This window comes from Erythrobacter sp. (assembly GCF_011765465.1).
In the GTDB taxonomy this organism is placed as follows: domain Bacteria; phylum Pseudomonadota; class Alphaproteobacteria; order Sphingomonadales; family Sphingomonadaceae; genus Erythrobacter.
Genome location: NZ_CP050265.1, coordinates 53,388 through 70,438, shown reverse-complemented (window position 1 = coordinate 70,438; position 17,051 = coordinate 53,388). Strand labels below are relative to the sequence as shown.

Here is a 17,051-nt window from a genome sequence, read left to right as displayed (position 1 = left end):
AAAGCGCGGCCAGGCGGCGAGTCAAAATACGAAGTCCGTCGCAAATTCCGACGTCAGCGGGGAGTGTGTAGCACGGACTGGCGGATTCTCCTAATCGGAGTCTTTGTTTCATGCCCGCGCATCCGCGCGGGCGTCCTCGGTGCTGTTCCCGCGTTTTTGTTTGCGCAGCCCATCCGGGCTGCGATGTCCTCGCGCCTTGCGGCGCTGCGGGCGGGCGGTCGCCCTTGCGACGCCTGCGGCGTCGGACCAGATCTGCCCTCGCCCGGTTGCGGAAGAACCGGGCGCACAAGGCCCCGCATAGTCGCGCAAGAACGGTCGCGCCGCGACCGCGAGGCCACGCGGCCGAGCCGCAGGTGCTCGCGCGAAGCGCGAAACAGCACCGAGGACGTGCGCCCGGATGGGCTCACGCAAAAAAAGAAGTTTACGAAGTTTACACCCTGTCACCTTTCCTCATCCCGCGCATATTCCTGTAATAGCGCCATAATCTCGGCATCCGTGGGGGCGGACGGACAGGGGAGTGCGGCCCTTTCCAGCCCGTCGGCGGCAAAACGCCGGATCGCCTCAAGCTCGCCCGGGTCCTCAGGGCTGGCCGCGCCGGTCTCGACGCTCTCGCCTTTCTCGATCCTTTTCAGCAGCGCCTCGAAATCGCGCGCGTGGCGTTCGGCCATGGGGCCGAGCCGCCCGTATCTCGGATTGCCGCCGAGCGTGACGCGATTCAGCAGCGCGACCGTCAGCCGCTCGTCATACCTGCGATAGGAGCCGACCTGCTCGCCCTGGAAGAACACCGGCACCTCGACCCCGTTCAGCGCGCGGTCGAGCGCGGCATGAGCGAGCACGTCATAGGAATGGTGAAAGGCAACCTCCCACGCGAGATCGAAGGGCTGGCCCTTCAATCGCGAGCGCAGGCGATAGGCCGACTGGCGCGACTTGCCGACCGAGCGCGCGGCCTCGGAGACCGAATGCGTCGCCGAAAGCGCGCGCAGGAAGGCGGCCTGCGTGGCGAGGGTCCACCCGTCGACACGGGTCTTGCGCTTTGTGGAGGGGGTCGCGGACGAGCGCGAGGCGGAGCGGAGGGCCGGCGTCTTGTGGGGCATCCGGGGAGGATGACTTGGGGTGGGGGTGTAGGAAAGGAGAGATTAGCTCATCGCATTTCATAAGGTCTCGCGGCAATCTCAGAAAAAGTGCATTAGAAACCTTCGCTCCTGTTCTCTACAGCGTTCGAAGGCTGATTTCATGCACGTGTTCACAGACGATAGCGACACCTTTGGCAAGAACGGCTTTATCTGTTTAGCTGGTTTTATATCCTCGGATTACGCTTGGGAAAAATTTAGCCAGAGATGGTGTGACAAGTTGGATGAACATGGAATGAGCGTACTCCACACTTCGGACTTTCTGGCGGGTGAAGGGGAATACCGTGAATTGTCACACTCCTACGAAGATCGCTTAGACATCCTTAGCGAATTCATGGACATAATACGAGATGAGATTGACTGCGGAATATTCTCAGCGATAAATGCTGGTGAATATCGTAACACCCTCAAGGACGCAAAAAAGAAGCTAAAGCCAGAAGAGTTTCTATTTCGAAGGATATTGAGACTATCTTTCGATTATATGGCTAGCGAGGAAATATCGGAATCGCTTGGATTTTGGATCGACGATAGCGAAAAGACCTCGAGCCGCTTTCTTTCGATATGGTCCAAGACCAAGAAGCATTGGAAAGGCGAAAAATCGATGCTGGGTTCTATAGCATTCGGCGACGATCAGGCTTTACCGCCCTTACAAGCAGCTGACGTATTCGCGAACGTCATGGTTCGGGCTTATGCTTCAGGGTTAGATCCTTGGCATGGGAAAAGCCCATTCAATCGGATGTTCATCCACCCAAAAACACATGCAGTTTCTCGAAAGATCAAAGGCGAATTCTGGGATGCCAAAAATCTGATTAGACTGAAAGACGGTATCTTGGAGATGGCGAAGCCCAGAGCGGGCTAGTGCAAGACAGCAGGAGTCTTAGCCCATCTTGAGCGACGAGGTGGCAGTAGCGCCCCGGATGATTGTAGTCTCTTTCGCCAGCACCTTGACCTTCCCTCCTCCCGGAGGAGGGGCAGCGAGACTTGGGGAGCGTAGCGAGCCTAGTCGCAGCGGGGTGGTGGGTCCGCCGCCACGGGGAAGCGCGGCGGATGCTTGCGGGTCGGACGGGTTCGGGCTTTGAAAGCGTGGCGGGCGGACGCGTCGTAAAGCGAGCAACCACCTCCAACCCCCTCCTTGGGAAGGAGGGGGCTAAAGAGAACGCTCACCCCTTCACAATCCGCTCCGCCAGCACCGCCACCGTCGCCCCCAACAACTCCACCTTCAGCTCGTTGTAGGCGCTCCGCCCGTCCGGGGCCAAGGTCAGCCGCTGGGTCACGTCGTAATTGCCGTCCATGCGGTACTGGATCGTCAAGAGGTTGCCCTTGGCATAGAGCTCGACCGGCCCGTCCGCGTCGGTCAAGGTGCCCTCCCAGCGGCCCTCCCCCACTTCACGGATTTCCCAGCGGCGGGTGCGCGGCTCCTTGTCGCCTTCGGTGACGACCTGCACCAGTTCCATCACGCCGGGGCGCAGCAGTCGCCCGGTGCTCTCGACCTGCACGGCAACCGTGCCGGAGAAGACTTTGGACAATTCGCCGCGCCCGGTGCTTGTCCCGGCGAAGAACACCAGCGGGTCGAAATAGGGCGCTTCGGCGCGGGGGACGGGGTCGAAGCCCTCGTCCGGCAGGCTCGCGCAGGCCATGAGCGCGAAGGGCGCGACAAGCGCGGCGAGGAGCGCGGGGATGCGCCTGCCGGGCCTCATGCGCCTTCCCCCGCCTTGGCCCCTGCCTTGGCCCCCGCCTTGGCCCCTGCCCCGGCCCCTTCCGCGCCAAAGCTGCCCGCGGGCCACGTGATCAGCAACGCGCCGCGCAGGTCTCCGGGGGCGAAGCCGGTCGCGGCGTCCTCGGGATAGAGGCTCTCGATATGGGCCTTGAGGTCCGGGTCGATGTCCTTGCCGTGGCAGGTCGAGCAGGGCTGTTCGGCCATGGGGATGGCGCTCATGAAATGGACCCGCCCGTCCTCGGCGCGCCAGATGCGGCGCGCGGGGGCTCCGTCCGCGATCGGCTGCGCGGCGAGTTCGTCGTATTGCGCCTGCATTTCGCCCGGCACGCCGCCGGCCGGGTTGCGGTTGCGCGCGGCGATGCGGCGGACTTCGGCGCCGCTTTGCTCGGACGCCGCCTCGGCCAGCGCGGGGGCGACCTGCTGGCACACGCTGACCGCGTTCTTCGGTCCGCCCGCTTGAAGCGCGCTTGTGAGCTGCGTCTTGAGGTCGGCGGCGAAGCCTTGCGCGATAGGGGCGGAGCGCGCGGCGACCGCCGCCTCGTCGAGCGGCGCGGGTGGCGGGGCAGGGTCGCTCTCGCCCGCACAGGCGGCGAGCGCCGCTCCGGCCCCCGCGAAGCCGAAAACCCGTCCGGTGATACGCGATGCTCTCATACGTCCCTCCCTGCGGCGGCGGACCTTACACGATCACCTCGTTCGCCGCGCTGAAGAAATAGCGGCTGCGCGAAAAGTCGATGAACTTCGCCTCGTCCGCGGCGAGGATCGCGGCGTGGCGGCGGCCTTCCTCGGTCTCTCCGACGCGGGCGAGCGCGGCCTCGCTGTCGAACCAGATTTCCGCGATGCCGTCATAGTCCTCGCCCTCGCCGTTGGGGATGCCCTGCGCGCTGGCGAAGCGGCGGGCCATCTCGCTGGTCAGCGTATGCTGCTGGACATAGCGGCGAATGCCGAGCGCCTCGCTCGCCGCGGCGACAAGCGGGGCGTGGGTCTCGCGCCAGTAGCGCTGGAACGCCTCGCGGCTCATGCCCGGCAGGCGGTGGAGGCAATAGGTGATGCGGATCATGGCGCGCGCTCCCCGGCGGGGCCGGACCCGGCAGGGGCGTCAGCCCCGCCGGGCCCCCTCAGGCCCTATTCCGCCTTCATTCGGCGGCGTCCTCGGGCAGGTAAAGGCGGCGGCCCTTGGCGTCGTAGAGCTTCGCCATTTCCTCCATGCCCTTCTCGGCCTCTTCCACCGCCTCGGGCGAGGTCGCGGCGAGGAAGCTGTCGGGGTCCGAATTCTGCTTCGCCGCAAAGTCGCGCACTTCCTGGCTGATCTTCATCGAGCAGAACTTCGGCCCGCACATCGAACAGAAATGCGCCGTCTTCGCGCCTTCGGCGGGCAGCGTCTGGTCGTGATACTGCTCGGCCGTGTCGGGATCGAGGCTGAGGTTGAACTGGTCTCGCCAGCGGAACTCGAAGCGGGCCTTGCTCAATGCATCGTCGCGCACCTGCGCGGCCGGGTGGCCCTTGGCGAGGTCGGCGGCGTGGGCGGCAAGTTTATAGGTCACGACCCCGACTTTCACATCGTCGCGGTCGGGCAGCCCAAGGTGCTCCTTGGGCGTGACGTAGCAGAGCATTGCCGTGCCGTACCAGCCGATCTGCGCCGCGCCGATACCGCTGGTGATATGGTCGTATCCCGGCGCAATGTCGGTGACGAGCGGCCCGAGCGTGTAGAACGGCGCCTCGCCGCACGCCTCGAGCTGCTTTTCCATGTTCTCCTTGATCTTGTGCATGGGCACATGGCCCGGCCCTTCGATCATCACCTGCACGTCCTGCTCCCAAGCGCGCTTGGTCAGCTCGCCCAGAGTATAGAGCTCGGCGAACTGCGCCTCGTCGTTGGCGTCGGCGATCGAGCCGGGACGCAGGCCATCGCCCAGCGAATAGGCGATGTCGTAGGTTTTCATGATCTCGGTGATCTCGTCGAAGTGCTCGTAGAGGAAGCTCTCCTTGTGATGCGCGAGGCACCACTTCGCCATGATCGAGCCGCCGCGGCTGACGATGCCGGTGACCCGCTTCGCCGCCATCGGCACGAAGGGCAGGCGCACGCCCGCGTGGATGGTGAAATAATCGACGCCCTGCTCGGCCTGTTCGATCAGCGTGTCGCGGAAGATTTCCCAGGTCAGCTCCTCGGCGACGCCGCCGACCTTTTCGAGCGCCTGGTAGATCGGCACGGTCCCGATCGGCACGGGCGAGTTGCGGATGATCCATTCGCGCGTGTCGTGGATGTTGCGGCCCGTCGACAGGTCCATGATCGTGTCCGCGCCCCAGCGGGTCGCCCAGACCATCTTTTCCACTTCCTGCGCCACGTCGCTCGCCACGGCGGAATTGCCGATATTGGCGTTGATCTTGACGAGGAAATTGCGCCCGATCGCCATCGGTTCGCTTTCGGGGTGGTTGATGTTCGACGGGATGATCGCCCGCCCGCGCGCGACCTCGTCGCGGACGAATTCGGGGGTGATGTAGTCGGGGATCGACGCGCCCCAGCTTTCGCCGTCGCGCCGCACATCCTTCGCGATCTCGCGGCCCAGGTTCTCGCGCTCGGCGACATATTCCATCTCGGGCGTGATGATGCCCTGCCTTGCATAGTGCATCTGCGAGACGTTGCCGCCAGCCTTGGCGCGCAGGGGGCGCTTCACGACATTGGGAAACTGCGCGACGCCGCCCGAGCGGTCGGGGCCGAGCTGGCCGTTGTCCTCCGGCTTGACCTCACGGCCCTCGTAATCCTCGACATCGCCGCGCGCCATGATCCAGTCGCGTCGCAGCGCCGGGAGACCCGCGTGAATGTCGATCGCGGCATCGGGGTCGGTGTAGGGGCCGGAGGTGTCGTAGACCCGGACCGGCGGCTCCCCGCCTTCGAGCATGATCTCGCGCATCGCGACGCGCACGCCGCTGCCGGTGCGCGCGCCGACGTGGATCTTGCGGCTGCCGCGAATGGGGCCGGTGGTGACGCCGATTTCTACGGGGGAATTGATGTCGGCCATGCGAAGTCTCTCCTCGTGGACGGAGAAAGCGGTTCGCTGGCGTCAACCAGACCACTCCCTCCGCCGATGCTAGTCGGTTCAGGTTCGACGGGTCGTGTGGAGCATACCCACACCTCTCAGCCCATGCGTCCCCACCGATCTGCGGCGGCGACGTGCTGGCTCCCCGGGGTGCGAACCTTGTAACGCGCCGCGCGACCGATTCCAAGCATTTGCGCCGGGCCGTCCTTGGGCTAGGCATGAGGCGGGGTCGCTAGCCAGGGGATCAATGCGTGGCGAGTGATGGATCTAGGTCAGGGACGGCGGGCGATTTCGCGCAGGTGGAGGCTTTCGCGGGGCTGGGCGAGGCCGCTCTCGGGGCGCTGCGCGCGGCGGCGCGGATCGAGGCGGTGCGGGGCGGCGAATTGCTCGTCCGGCACGGCGAGACCGCCGACACGCTCTACATCGTCGCCACCGGGCGGTTTCACGTGATGCTCCCCGATGGGCGCGTGGTGGCCGAGATCGAGCCGGGCGAGCCGGTCGGCGAACTCGCCTTCTTCGCCGGCGGCACGCGCACCGCCGATGTCCGCGCAAGCCGCGACAGCACGGTCTTCGCTCTCACCCGCACGGCCTATGACGCGGTTTCGGCAGAGCACCGCGAGATCGCCGACACCATCCTTGCCGAGATCGCCCGCCGCCTCGCCCGCAGCACGGCCGGGTCTGCCGCTATGCCCGCGCGCCCCGGAAGGGTCGTCGCGCTGCTGCCCGCAGGCGGGAGCGCGATACCCGAAGGGCTGGCCGACCGCCTCGCAGAGCACTTGTCGCGCCACGACGATATCCGGCTGGTGCGCGCCGCCGACCGGCCCGATGGGCTCGACCCGGCGAGCGAAGCCTTCGGCGACTGGATCGCCGGAGTCGAAGCGAGCGCCGCGCGGGTGCTGCTCGTCGCCGAGGGCGAAGAGGCGTGGGACCGCGCGATCGCGCGCAATGCCGACGACCTGTTGCTCCTCGCCCCGCTTGCCGGAACGGACACCTCCCTGTCCGCGCTCGAAGACTACGCCCTCCCCCGTTTCTTCGAACAGGACCGGACGCTGCTGCTCTGGCGCGAGCGCGCGGGCGAGGCGATCGCGGGCACGGCGCGCTGGCTCGATCCGCGCCCGGTCAAGCTCCACCACCACGTCGCGCTCGACGAGGAGGCGGGCATTGCCCGGCTCGCGCGGTTCATGGCGGGGCGGGCGAACGGCATCGTGCTGGCCGGCGGCGGGGCATTGGGCTGCGCGCATCTCGGGGTGATGCAGGCGCTCATCGAAAACAGCATCCCGATCGATTTCTACGGCGGGACCAGCGCCGGGGCGGCGATGGCGGGCGCGCTCGCGCAGGGGCTGACGCCCGACGAGGTGGTGGTGCAGATGGAGGAGATGTTCATCGCGCGCCGGGCGATGAAGCGGGTGACGCTGCCGGTCCATTCCTTTCTCGATGCGCGGGTCTTCGACGAGGAACTGCGTCGCCGCTATCCGGCCGGAGACATCGCCGACCTGCCGACCGGCTTTTTCGCGGTGTCGACCAATCTTTCGACCAACGCGGTCCATGTCCACCGCCGCGGGCCGCTATGGGAAGCCGTGCGCGCCTCGGGCTCGCTGCCGACGATCCTGCCGCCTTTCGTCACCGAGGAAGGCGAGGTGCTGGTCGACGGGGGCGTGCTCGACAACGTGCCGGTCGAGATCATGCGCGCGGCGAAGACGGGGCCGAACGTGGTGGTCGCGCTGCGCGCCGATGCCGGGGCGGCGTGGCGGATCGAGGCGCGCTATGGCGACGTGCGCAGCCCGGGGCGGCTGGCGCGCGACCTCATCCTGCGGCGGCGGCCCGAGCGCGCTTTCCCGAGCCTCGTCGAGATCATGTCGCGCTCGATGGTGGTCGCCTCGGAAAGCGCGGTCCGCGCCGCGCTCGACAGCGCCGATGCGCTGCTGGTCCCGCCGATACCCGAGACGATGCAGCTGCTCGACTGGCACAGGGGGCGCGAAGTGGCCGAGGCCGCGCGCCGCTTCACCGCCGGGGAAATCGCCCGCCGCAGCGACCTTGCCGCGATGAAGGCGGCCTGATCACCCCGAAAGGCACATCCGCATCCCCCGGCGAGCGACAGCGAAGCCGGCCTCCTCCACCTTGCGGCTTTCCGCGCTCGCCGGATCGCGCAAGGGGTTGGTGTGGTTCATGTGGATGAAGTGGACCTTGACCCGCTCGGTCGCGGGCAGCGGGGCGAGCCGTTCGATCACCGCCTTCACCCGCGGGTGCGGCACTGCGCTCATGTCGCGCCCTTCGAGTTCCCCGTCATCCCAGAAGGTCGCGTCGATCAGCGCGAAATCGACCCCGGCGACAAGCTGTTCGAGGCTGCTGCCCGAGGCGCTCTCGAACTCCTCCCAGCTGTCGAGGTCGGGCAGGTAGAGCGCGCGCCGATCGGGCGTCATCACGATGAAGCCCACGGTCTCCGAATATTCGTCGCGGTGCGGCACGCGGATCGGCAGCACTCCAAAATCGTCCGACAGAACGGTGAAGGCGCCCTCGGCCATTTCGGTGAGCGCGATATTGCCCTGCTTCACCAGTTGGCTCCACGGACCGTTGTCTCGCAGGAAAGCGGCCATGCGTTCCATGGCGAAGACCGGCACGCCCCTCGCCCCCGCCGCCTCGGTGCCGAGGTAGGCGAGGCCGAGATAGTGGCCAATATGCGCGTGGGTGAGGAAGATGCCGTCGATCCCGAGACCCTCGCCCCGCGGCGGTTCCACCGCGTCGAGCAGGGCGAGCTGCCCGGTGATCGCGGGGGTCGCGTCGAAGAGGTAGCGCGTCCCCGCCTCGCGGTCGACCAGCGCGAGCGAGGTCGGCCACAAGGGCGGGCCATGGTCATCGCCGTTGCCGATCTGCGGCGCGCCCGCGTCCTGCCCGGTGCCCAGCACCACCAGTTCGCGCGCGCAGGCTGCTGGCTCATCCGCCGCGATGCTCGGCTGCCCCAGCGCCAGCAGCGCAGCGAGAACCGCCGCCCCTCCCCTTACACAACCCATGACCGTCCCCCGCTTGCGAAAGTTGCGCGCGCAGGCATGGCCGTTATGGAAAGGCGCAGCAAGAGAACACGGCAAGAGAGGAGCCGCCCTTACATGACCCGCACCACCCGTATCGCCCTTTTCGCAGCCGGCCTCGCCGCCTCGGCCTCGCTCGCCGCCAGCGCCGCGAACGCCCGTCCGATGACTCCCGAGGACGTCGCCAAGCTCGAAGCGCTGGGCGCGATGGCCGTCTCGCCCGACGGCAAGAGCATCGCCTTCACCACCGGCTCGCGCCCCGACGTGACCGAGGGCGAGGCCGACGGGGGTTATCGCGGCGAACTCAAGATCGCGACCGGCCCGGACGATGCGCGCGCCTATCTTCCCGCCGACATCAGCCCCGGACAGGTCGCCTTCACCCCCGACGGCTCGATGGTCACTTTCCTGTGGGCCAAGGGCAGCGAGGACACCGCCGTGTGGGGCGTGCCGGTCGCGGGCGGAACCTACGAGAAACTCGCCGCCGTGCCGGGCACGGGCGTGCGCTCCTACGAAATCGCGCCCGATGGTTCTGCAATTTATATGCTCGCAGGGCCGGGCGAGGACGAACAGCGCACCGCGCAGAGAAAGGGCGGCTTCGATGCCAAGGTCTACGAGGAGGAATTCCGCCCTGCGCGGATGTTCGCCGCACAGCTTGGCGAGACGCTCGACGAAGACCCGCGCGAGATCCCCCTTCCCGGCTTCGTCAGCGCCTTCGACGTCTCGCCGGACGGCAAGCGCGCGCTGATCGAGACCGCGCCCACTCCGCTGGTCGACGACAGCTACACCCAGAAGCGGGTGAATATCATCGACCTTGCGACCGGCGCGATGACCGCCGTGGTCGCAACGCCGGGCAAGATCGGGGACGTCGAATGGTCGCCGGACGGCTCGCAACTCTCGCTCATCGCGGGCGTCGACATGAACGATCCGGCGGCCACCACGCTGCACCTCGTCGATGCCTCCACCGGCGAATATCGCGCGCTCAACGCGGGCGCGGCCGAGGCGGCGGTCGATGCCGAATGGCTCGACAGCGGGCGGCTCGCCGCGGTGATCCACGTGGGCGCGCAGGCCCGCCTGAGGCTCTACGATCCCGATGGCAGCGTCGCGCAGGAATATGATCCGCAAGGGCTCATCCTCACCCGGCTCGAGGCGGCGGGCGGCACTCTCGCGGTCGCCGCCGATTCCCCGCGCCACCCGAGCGAGCTGTTCGTCTGGAAAAACGGCGCATTCGAGCGCTGGACGACGCACAATCCGTGGCTTGCCGAAATCGACTTCGGCACGCAGCGCACCTACACCTACACCGCCGCCGACGGTCAAACCATCGAGGGCGTGCTGATCGAGCCGGTCGGCGGTGCTCCGAAAGGCGGCGCGCCCACGATCATGAACATCCACGGCGGGCCGGAAGCGCATGAGAGCAATGGCTGGCAGACCGCCTATTCCAAGCCCGGACAGGTCGCCGCAGGTCAGGGCTATGCCGTGTTCCTGCCGAACTATCGCGGCTCGACCGGCTACGGCGTGGCCTTCGCCAAGCAGCACCAGGGCAATTACACCGACCCCGAATTCCGCGACATCGTCGATGCCAAGCGCGCTCTGGTCGCCGAAGGCATCGCCGATCCGGACCGCACCGGGATCACCGGCGGGTCATACGGCGGCTATGCCAGCGGCTGGGGCGCGACCTATTATTCCGACGAATTCGCTGCCTCGGTCATGTTCGTCGGCATCTCGAACCAGGTGTCGAAATTCGGCACGGGCGACATTCCCTACGAGATGTACAACGTCCATTCGCGCGCGTGGCCGTGGGACGACTGGCTGGGGATGCTCGAAGTCTCGCCGGTCTATCACGTCGACAAGGCGAACACCCCGATCCTCATCATGCATGGCGAGGAAGATACGCGGGTCAATCCGGGCCAGAGCCTCGAGCTCTATCGCAGCCTCAAGGTGAGGAAGCCCGAAGTGCCCACGCGGCTCGTGTTCTATCCGGGCGAAGGCCACGGCAACCAGGGCGCGGCGGCGCGCTATGACTACAACCTTCGCATGATGCGCTGGTTCGACACCTACCTGAAGACGGGCGACCGGCGCGCCCCGCTGCCCGATCCGCGGCCCGAACTGGCCGAGGGCGCGGCGGGCTCGAGCATTGAGGAATGAGGCCGACCGGCGGAGCGGCCCGATGCCGCTCCGCCGCCTGGACGCCGATGACGGGCAGCCCTCGCGACAAGGTGGGGGAGCTGACCGCCCCGCCCTCAAGCAGCGCAGCGGTAGGGCGGACTAAAATTCGCCCTCAAGCAGCGCAGCGGTAGGGCGGACTAAAATTCGCCCTCAAGCAGCGGTTGCGAAGCACAGCCGCAGGCTGAACCGGTAGGGCAAACTAAAACGTGTAACCGACGCCCAGCCCGCCGATGAACTGGTCCGCGCTGCCGCGGATCGAGGTGTAGGGCGTATCCTCCCCGTCGCCGAACAGGCGCGAATAGCCGGCAACGCCATAGATGCTGAAACCGCCGTCGAGGCTGTTGCCGCTGAGGTCGTAATTGACGATCGCGGTCAGCCCGGCGCTGTTGAGCCCGCCATCGGCCTGGAACTGCGGCAGGCCGCTCGCGGCGCTCTGCTCGGGGCTGACGGTGTAATAATAGTCCGCGAAATCGTCGTCGACGAATTGCAGCCCGGCCTGAAGGTTGATCACCGTCGCCCGGCCGATCGGCGTGGTGTAGGCGACGTTCGGTTCGACCAGCATCCCGCTGTGCGCGCCGAGCACGTCCCAGCGCACCTGCGCGCCGACGGTCAATGAATCGAAGCGGTTGAACACGCGCGGGATGTTCACCCCGGCATTGGCACCGACCTCGGCCGCGATGTCGAGCTTACCCGCGGCCTCGACAACATCGTCGGAAATGCGCGCCTGGCGATCGTTGCGGATGCGGAAGGCCGGGCCGAACTGGAAACTTGTCCCGCTCGGCTGGCCCGGCACGGCGCGCTGCGAAAGCAGGTTGAGCGTAATGCCCGGCCCGTTGGGCGACAGTCCCACGCCGCCCAGCCGCCCGACGATCAGCGGCAGCGGGAAGGCGATGTAATCGTCCGATCCTGCATAGCTCGGCACCATCCCGACACCGAGGCCGAGCGTCACCCAGTTCTTGTCGAAGACCGGCTTCATGCCCTGCATACCCGTAGGCATCGGGCCCTGACCCGGCCCCTGCTGCTGGCCCTGCTGCTGCGGTGCGGGCTGCGCCTCGCCTGCCTCGGCCCCGTCCTCGGAAAGATCGAACCCTCCGGCAGAACCCGCAGCCAGCAGCGCCGGGCGGAGCCCGCCTTCCTCGGCGGCGAGCGTCGCGGCCCCGGCTTCGGCACCAGTTGCGGCTGTTGCGGGCGCGGCGAGGGCAAACCCGACCGCACAAGCGGTGGCGATCGGGAGGACGGCAAGGCGAGAAGATGTCACGGCAATACAGCTCCTGGAGACATGGGAAAACGGCGGACAGGTGGGGCGCGCGGAACGCGGGCGAAGCGGCAGGCAGATCCTTTCGCACCTGCCTTTCGCCCGTGCCCCGCCCTTGCGCAAGACCCTGTTCAAGCGGCGTACTTCTTGGCAATGGTATATCATGAATTCGTAAAGCCACCCGCCCGATCATGCAATTACCGCAATCAATCCGCAGCGAGCCTCCCTGTTCCTGCGCGCGCTTTCTCCGGTGCGCCCCGCGCCGCTCCGCATTGCCCCCCTCGCCGCCGTGCCCTAGGGCTGGGACGGCATGAGCGAGACGATTCCCTCCCCCGGCGACATAGACAGGCTCGATCTCGTGATCGTCGGCGGCGGGCTGGCGGGCGGCCTTCTGGCGCTCGCGCTCACCCGCATGGCGCCCGGTGTGCGCTTCCTTCTCGTAGAAGCGGGCAAGACGCTCGGCGGGAACCACCGCTGGAGCTGGTTCGAAACCGACCTCGCGCCCGAAAACGCCGCGCTGCTCAGCGAATTCCCGCTCAAGAGCTGGGACGAAGGCTACGACATCGCCTTTCCGGGCTACGGCCGGACCTTGGGCACGTCCTACCGCTCGCTCGCCTCGGAGGATTTCCACCGCCACCTCGCCAATGTCCTGCCGGGCGAAAGCGTGCTGCTGGGCAAGCGGGTCGCCGAACTCGACGCGGGCGGCGTCACGCTGGTCGACGGCAGCCGCATCGGCGCGCGGCGGGTCGTCGACTGCCGCACGTTCAAGCCGTCGGACAAGCTCGCAGGCGGGTGGCAGGTGTTCCTGGGCCAGCACATCCGCTGTCACGAACCCCACGGGCTGACCCGCCCCGTCATCATGGACGCGACGGTCGATCAGCTCGCCCCGCACGGCAACGGCGCGGCCTATCGCTTCGTCTATGTCCTGCCGCTTTCCGAAGACGAGGTCTTCGTCGAGGACACCTATTACGCCGACCATCCGCGCATGGACCGCGAACAGCTCGCCGCGCGCACCCGCGCCTATGCCCGCGAAAAGGGCTGGCGCGGCGAGGTCATCGGCAGCGAGACGGGCATCCTGCCGGTCATCTCGGGCGGCGATTTCGATGGCGTGATCGAAGACCTGCGCATTCCGGGCGTCGCGGTGGCCGGTTCGCGCGGCGGCTTCTCGCATCCGCTGACCAGCTACACCCTGCCGTTCGCCGCCGCCAATGCGCGCGACATCGCGGCGCTGCTGGCCGAGTGTCCGGAGACGAGCGCGGAGGATCTCGCCTTCTTCTGCGAAGAGCGCGCGCGGCGCCACTGGCGCGAGACGGGGTTCTACCGGATGCTCTCGCGGATGCTGTTCGAAGCCGCCGATCCCGAACGCCGGGTCAACGTGTTCGAGCATTTCTACGGCCTGTCGGGCGATCTCGTGGAACGTTTCTATGCCGGGCAATCGACCTGGCCCGATCGTTTCCGCATCCTAAGCGGCAAGCCGCCCGTAGCTATAGGCCGTGCGATGCGCGCGATGGTCTCGCGCGGGAAGCCTTTCAGAATGGAGAAAACGGCATGAACGCCGAAACGCCGATCGCCCCCACGAATCCCTCGGGGACCGGGATCGACCCCGCCATGGCCGAACGTTATGCAGGCAAGAAAGCCTGCGTCATCGGGGCCGGTTTCGGCGGCATGGCGCTCGCCATCCGCCTGCAATCGCACGGCATTGCGACCACCGTCATCGAGGCCCGCGACAAGCCCGGCGGGCGCGCCTATTTCTGGGAAAAGGACGGCTTCACCTTCGATGCCGGGCCGACCGTCATCACCGACCCGCCCTGCCTTGAAGAACTCTGGCAGCTCACCGGCCACGACATCGCCGAAGACGTCGAGCTGATGAAGGTCATGCCCTTCTACCGCCTCAACTGGCCCGACGGGACGAATTTCGACTATTCGAATGACGAAGAGGCGCTGAACGCCGAGATCGCCAAGCTCGAACCCGACGATGTCGTGGGCTACCAGCGCTTCCTCGAATATTCGGAACGCGTCTACGAGGAAGGCTATCTCAAGCTCGGGACCAAGCCCTTCCTCGATTTCAAGACCATGCTCAAGGCCGCCCCCGCGCTGGTCAAGGAACAGGCATGGCGCAGCGTCTATTCGATGGTGTCGAGCTATGTGAAGAGCGAGAAGCTGCGCGAGGCGCTCTCGTTCCACACGCTGCTGGTCGGCGGCAACCCGATGAAGACGAGCAGCATCTATGCGCTCATCCACAAGCTCGAAAAAGACGGCGGCGTGTGGTGGGCGCGCGGCGGCACGAACCGGCTGATCGCAGGGATGGTGCGCCATTTCGAACGGCTCGGCGGCACGATGCGCGTCGGCGACCCGGTGGTGCAGGTCCACACGCTCGGCACGCGCGCCACGGAGGTCGAGACGAAGTCGGGCTGGAAGGAGCGCTTCGACGCGGTCGCTTCCAATGCCGACATCATGCATTCCTACAAGGACCTGCTATCGGGCTCGCAGAGGGGTCAGAAAATGGCGAAGTCGCTCGGTCGCAAGAGCTATTCCCCGAGCCTCTTCGTGGTCCATTTCGGGCTCGAGGGCACGTGGCCGGGCATCGCGCACCACATGATCCTGTTCGCCAACCGCTACAAGGGCCTGCTCGACGACATCTATTCGAACGGCGTGCTGCCGGAAGATTTCGCGATCTACCTTCACCACCCGACCGTCACCGATCCGTCGATGGCGCCTGAAGGCATGAGCACCTTCTACGCGCTCGTGCCCGTCGCGCACATGGGCAAGATGCCGGTCGACTGGGACGAGGTCGGCCCGAGGCTCGAGAAGATGATCCTCGACGAGCTCGAACGCCGCCTGATCCCCGACATCCACAGCCGGATCGTGACCAAGTTCAGCTACGCGCCCAAAGATTTCGCGCAGGACCTGTCGGCCCACATGGGCAGCGCATTCAGCCTCGAGCCGGTCCTGTGGCAGAGCGCCTACCTGCGCGGCCACAATCGCGACGACGTGATCGAGAATTTCTACCTCGTCGGCGCAGGCACGCATCCGGGCGCAGGCATCCCCGGCGTGGTCGGCAGCGCCAAGGCGACGGCGGGCATTGTGCTGGAGGATTTGGCCGCTAAAGCGACCGCATGAATGGAATGAAACGGCCCATGCGGCGCCTCGCCGTCTATTGCGGCTCCGCCTCGCCCGCCGATCCGCGCTATATCGAACTCGCCGAGGATGTCGGCGCCGCTCTTGCCCAGCGCGGGATCGGGGTCGTCTATGGCGGCGGCCGCCTCGGCCTGATGGGCGCGGTGGCGAAAGGCGCGAAGGCGGCAGGCGGCGAGGTCATCGGGATCATCCCCGAAAGCCTCGTGCGCGCCGAGGTCGCCAACCACGACTGCGACGAACTGATCGCGGTCGGCGGTATGCACGAGCGCAAGCAGAAGTTCACCGACCTGTCCGACGGCTTCGTCACCCTGCCGGGCGGGGTCGGCACGATGGACGAATTGTGGGAAGCGATGAGCTGGGCGCAATTGGGCTACCACTCGGACCCGGTGGGCCTTCTCAACGCCTACGGCTTCTACGACGATCTCATCGCCTTCAACGCGCATATGGCGAAAGTCGGCTTCGTAAGGCCCGCGCACCAGAACATCCTGATCCATGCGACGCGGCTGCCCGACCTGCTCGACAAGATGGAAGCTTATGAGCCTCACACCCCGATCTTCCGCATGAAGGCCGAGGACCTGTAAGGGGACACGGCGCGCGATGGGGGTGGAGCCATCCTTCGAACCGACCCGCCGCGAGGCGCTCGTCGAACACGCGCGCCTTGCGATCAAGCATGGCTCGCAGAGCTTTTCCGCCGCCGCCCGCCTGTTCGACAAGCCGACGCGCGAGCGCGCATGGCTGCTCTATGCCTGGTGCCGCCGCTGCGACGACATCGCGGACAATCAGGTGATGGGCGGCGAGCTGGGCGACCAGTCCGATCTCGCCACCCGCCTTGCCCATATCCGCAAACTGACCGCGCGCGCCTTCGCCGGCCAGCCGACCGGCGATCCCGCCTTCGATGCGCTCGGCGTGGTGGCGAAGGAATGCGGCCTCACTCCCGCCATGGCCGAGGATGTGATCGCCGGATTCCAGCTCGATGCGGAGGACTGGCGCCCCCGGACCGAGGCCGACATGATGCGCTATTGCTACCACGTCGCGGGCGCGGTGGGCGTGATGATGGCGGTGGTCATGGGGGTGGACCCTGCGGACAGCGACACGCTCGACCGGGCGAACGATCTCGGCCTTGCTTTCCAGCTGTCGAACATCGCGCGCGACATCGTCGAGGACGACGCGGCGGGGCGGTGTTACCTGCCGATCGAATGGCTGGTCGAACAGGACATCGAGCCGGGCCAGCATACGAAGCCGCACCACCGCCGCGAACTCGCCGCCATGGCCGCGCGCCTCGTCGCGCTGGTCGAGAAGCACGAGGCCGCCGCGCGCATCGGGGCTGAACGCCTGCCCTTCCGCAGCCGCTGGGCCGTCCTGTCCGCCGCGCGCATCTACGGCGCGATCGGGCGCAAGGTCGCCAAGCGCGGGACCGACGCGTGGAACTCGCGCACCTACGTGCCGCGCTGGGAAAAGGCGCTCTACGGCGCGCGCGCATTCCTGTCGGCGGCGATCAACCGCGAGAAGCATCCCGACGGTCCGATCACCTGGGGCATCAAGGATTTCCGGCCCGATCCGGCTTGAAGCGGTGAGGCCGCTGGCGTAGCGCTG

General features: G+C 66.9%; 14 protein-coding genes and 1 riboswitch. Of the genes, 7 read left to right on the top strand and 7 right to left on the bottom strand.

Annotation, left to right across the window (positions count from 1 at the left end; translation table 11 throughout):
• Positions 1–440: 440 nt before the first annotated feature.
• Positions 441–1,094 carry a hypothetical protein gene (locus G9473_RS00345; RefSeq protein ID WP_291134884.1) on the bottom strand — a complete coding sequence of 218 codons (654 nt, stop codon included), beginning with the start codon at positions 1,092–1,094 and terminating at the stop codon, positions 441–443.
• Positions 1,095–1,233: 139 nt separating this feature from the next.
• On the opposite strand from G9473_RS00345, the gene G9473_RS00340 reads away from it, so the two are divergent.
• Positions 1,234–1,989, top strand: a complete 756-nt coding sequence (locus G9473_RS00340) for a DUF3800 domain-containing protein (RefSeq protein ID WP_291134882.1) — start codon at positions 1,234–1,236, stop codon at positions 1,987–1,989.
• Between the two features lie 301 nt (positions 1,990–2,290).
• Here G9473_RS00340 and G9473_RS00335 read toward each other — a convergent pair whose 3' ends face one another.
• The 4 genes from G9473_RS00335 to thiC form a co-directional block, all read right to left on the bottom strand.
• Entirely contained in the window at positions 2,291–2,827 is a 537-nt protein-coding gene (locus G9473_RS00335) for a DUF3833 family protein (RefSeq protein WP_291134880.1), read from the bottom strand.
• The gene (locus G9473_RS00330; RefSeq protein WP_291134878.1) at positions 2,824–3,498 is read right to left on the bottom strand and encodes a DUF3365 domain-containing protein; all 675 of its coding nucleotides are present in this window, start codon (positions 3,496–3,498) and stop codon (positions 2,824–2,826) included. Before G9473_RS00330 ends, G9473_RS00335 begins: the two co-directional genes overlap by 4 nt.
• 25 nt (positions 3,499–3,523) lie before the next feature.
• The gene (locus G9473_RS00325; RefSeq protein WP_291134876.1) at positions 3,524–3,904 is read right to left on the bottom strand and encodes an EthD domain-containing protein; all 381 of its coding nucleotides are present in this window, start codon (positions 3,902–3,904) and stop codon (positions 3,524–3,526) included.
• 76 nt (positions 3,905–3,980) lie between these two features.
• Positions 3,981–5,861, bottom strand: coding sequence for a phosphomethylpyrimidine synthase ThiC (thiC, locus tag G9473_RS00320; protein WP_291134874.1), 1,881 nt, complete (start codon positions 5,859–5,861; stop codon positions 3,981–3,983).
• Positions 5,862–5,898: 37 nt separating this feature from the next.
• Positions 5,899–6,037: riboswitch (TPP riboswitch) on the bottom strand.
• Positions 6,038–6,130: 93 nt separating this feature from the next.
• Here thiC and G9473_RS00315 point away from each other — a divergent pair.
• Positions 6,131–7,936 carry a cyclic nucleotide-binding and patatin-like phospholipase domain-containing protein gene (locus G9473_RS00315; RefSeq protein WP_291134872.1) on the top strand — a complete coding sequence of 602 codons (1,806 nt, stop codon included), beginning with the start codon at positions 6,131–6,133 and terminating at the stop codon, positions 7,934–7,936.
• Here G9473_RS00315 and G9473_RS00310 read toward each other — a convergent pair whose 3' ends face one another.
• On the bottom strand, positions 7,937–8,887 hold the full coding sequence (locus tag G9473_RS00310; RefSeq protein ID WP_291134870.1) for an MBL fold metallo-hydrolase: 951 nt from the start codon (positions 8,885–8,887) through the stop codon (positions 7,937–7,939). It abuts the gene before it with no gap.
• Positions 8,888–8,980: 93 nt separating this feature from the next.
• On the opposite strand from G9473_RS00310, the gene G9473_RS00305 reads away from it, so the two are divergent.
• Positions 8,981–11,044: a S9 family peptidase gene (locus G9473_RS00305; protein WP_291134868.1), complete on the top strand. Its 2,064-nt coding sequence runs from the start codon at positions 8,981–8,983 to the stop codon at positions 11,042–11,044.
• Between the two features lie 220 nt (positions 11,045–11,264).
• Here the strand turns inward: G9473_RS00305 and G9473_RS00300 are convergent, their stop codons facing one another.
• On the bottom strand, positions 11,265–12,323 hold the full coding sequence (locus G9473_RS00300; RefSeq protein WP_291134866.1) for a MipA/OmpV family protein: 1,059 nt from the start codon (positions 12,321–12,323) through the stop codon (positions 11,265–11,267).
• 307 nt (positions 12,324–12,630) lie between these two features.
• On the opposite strand from G9473_RS00300, the gene crtY reads away from it, so the two are divergent.
• Genes crtY through G9473_RS00280 form a run of 4 tightly spaced genes read left to right on the top strand, consistent with a single transcriptional unit; the run spans position 12,631 to position 17,024 of the window.
• On the top strand, positions 12,631–13,872 hold the full coding sequence (gene crtY / locus G9473_RS00295; RefSeq protein WP_291134864.1) for a lycopene beta-cyclase CrtY: 1,242 nt from the start codon (positions 12,631–12,633) through the stop codon (positions 13,870–13,872).
• Positions 13,873–13,928: 56 nt separating this feature from the next.
• Complete coding sequence (locus G9473_RS00290) at positions 13,929–15,440, top strand: phytoene desaturase (protein WP_291138554.1); 1,512 nt, start codon at positions 13,929–13,931, stop codon at positions 15,438–15,440.
• Positions 15,441–15,457: 17 nt separating this feature from the next.
• On the top strand, positions 15,458–16,039 hold the full coding sequence (locus tag G9473_RS00285) for a TIGR00730 family Rossman fold protein (protein ID WP_291134862.1): 582 nt from the start codon (positions 15,458–15,460) through the stop codon (positions 16,037–16,039).
• 16 nt (positions 16,040–16,055) lie between these two features.
• Positions 16,056–17,024, top strand: a complete 969-nt coding sequence (locus G9473_RS00280; RefSeq protein WP_291134860.1) for a phytoene/squalene synthase family protein — start codon at positions 16,056–16,058, stop codon at positions 17,022–17,024.
• The last annotated feature ends 27 nt before the right edge of the window (positions 17,025–17,051 follow it).

What these genes read in the sequence shown, in the direction of transcription:
- G9473_RS00345 (WP_291134884.1), bottom strand. Translation starts at nt 1,094, where the DNA reads ATGCCCCACAAGACGCCGGCCCTCCGCTCCGCCTCGCGCTCGTCCGCG.
- G9473_RS00340 (WP_291134882.1), top strand. Translation starts at nt 1,234, where the DNA reads ATGCACGTGTTCACAGACGATAGCGACACCTTTGGCAAGAACGGCTTT.
- G9473_RS00335 (WP_291134880.1), bottom strand. Translation starts at nt 2,827, where the DNA reads ATGAGGCCCGGCAGGCGCATCCCCGCGCTCCTCGCCGCGCTTGTCGCG.
- G9473_RS00330 (WP_291134878.1), bottom strand. Translation starts at nt 3,498, where the DNA reads ATGAGAGCATCGCGTATCACCGGACGGGTTTTCGGCTTCGCGGGGGCC.
- G9473_RS00325 (WP_291134876.1), bottom strand. Translation starts at nt 3,904, where the DNA reads ATGATCCGCATCACCTATTGCCTCCACCGCCTGCCGGGCATGAGCCGC.
- thiC (WP_291134874.1), bottom strand. Translation starts at nt 5,861, where the DNA reads ATGGCCGACATCAATTCCCCCGTAGAAATCGGCGTCACCACCGGCCCC.
- G9473_RS00310 (WP_291134870.1), bottom strand. Translation starts at nt 8,887, where the DNA reads ATGGGTTGTGTAAGGGGAGGGGCGGCGGTTCTCGCTGCGCTGCTGGCG.
- G9473_RS00305 (WP_291134868.1), top strand. Translation starts at nt 8,981, where the DNA reads ATGACCCGCACCACCCGTATCGCCCTTTTCGCAGCCGGCCTCGCCGCC.
- crtY (WP_291134864.1), top strand. Translation starts at nt 12,631, where the DNA reads ATGAGCGAGACGATTCCCTCCCCCGGCGACATAGACAGGCTCGATCTC.
- G9473_RS00290 (WP_291138554.1), top strand. Translation starts at nt 13,929, where the DNA reads ATGGCCGAACGTTATGCAGGCAAGAAAGCCTGCGTCATCGGGGCCGGT.
- G9473_RS00285 (WP_291134862.1), top strand. Translation starts at nt 15,458, where the DNA reads ATGCGGCGCCTCGCCGTCTATTGCGGCTCCGCCTCGCCCGCCGATCCG.
- G9473_RS00280 (WP_291134860.1), top strand. Translation starts at nt 16,056, where the DNA reads ATGGGGGTGGAGCCATCCTTCGAACCGACCCGCCGCGAGGCGCTCGTC.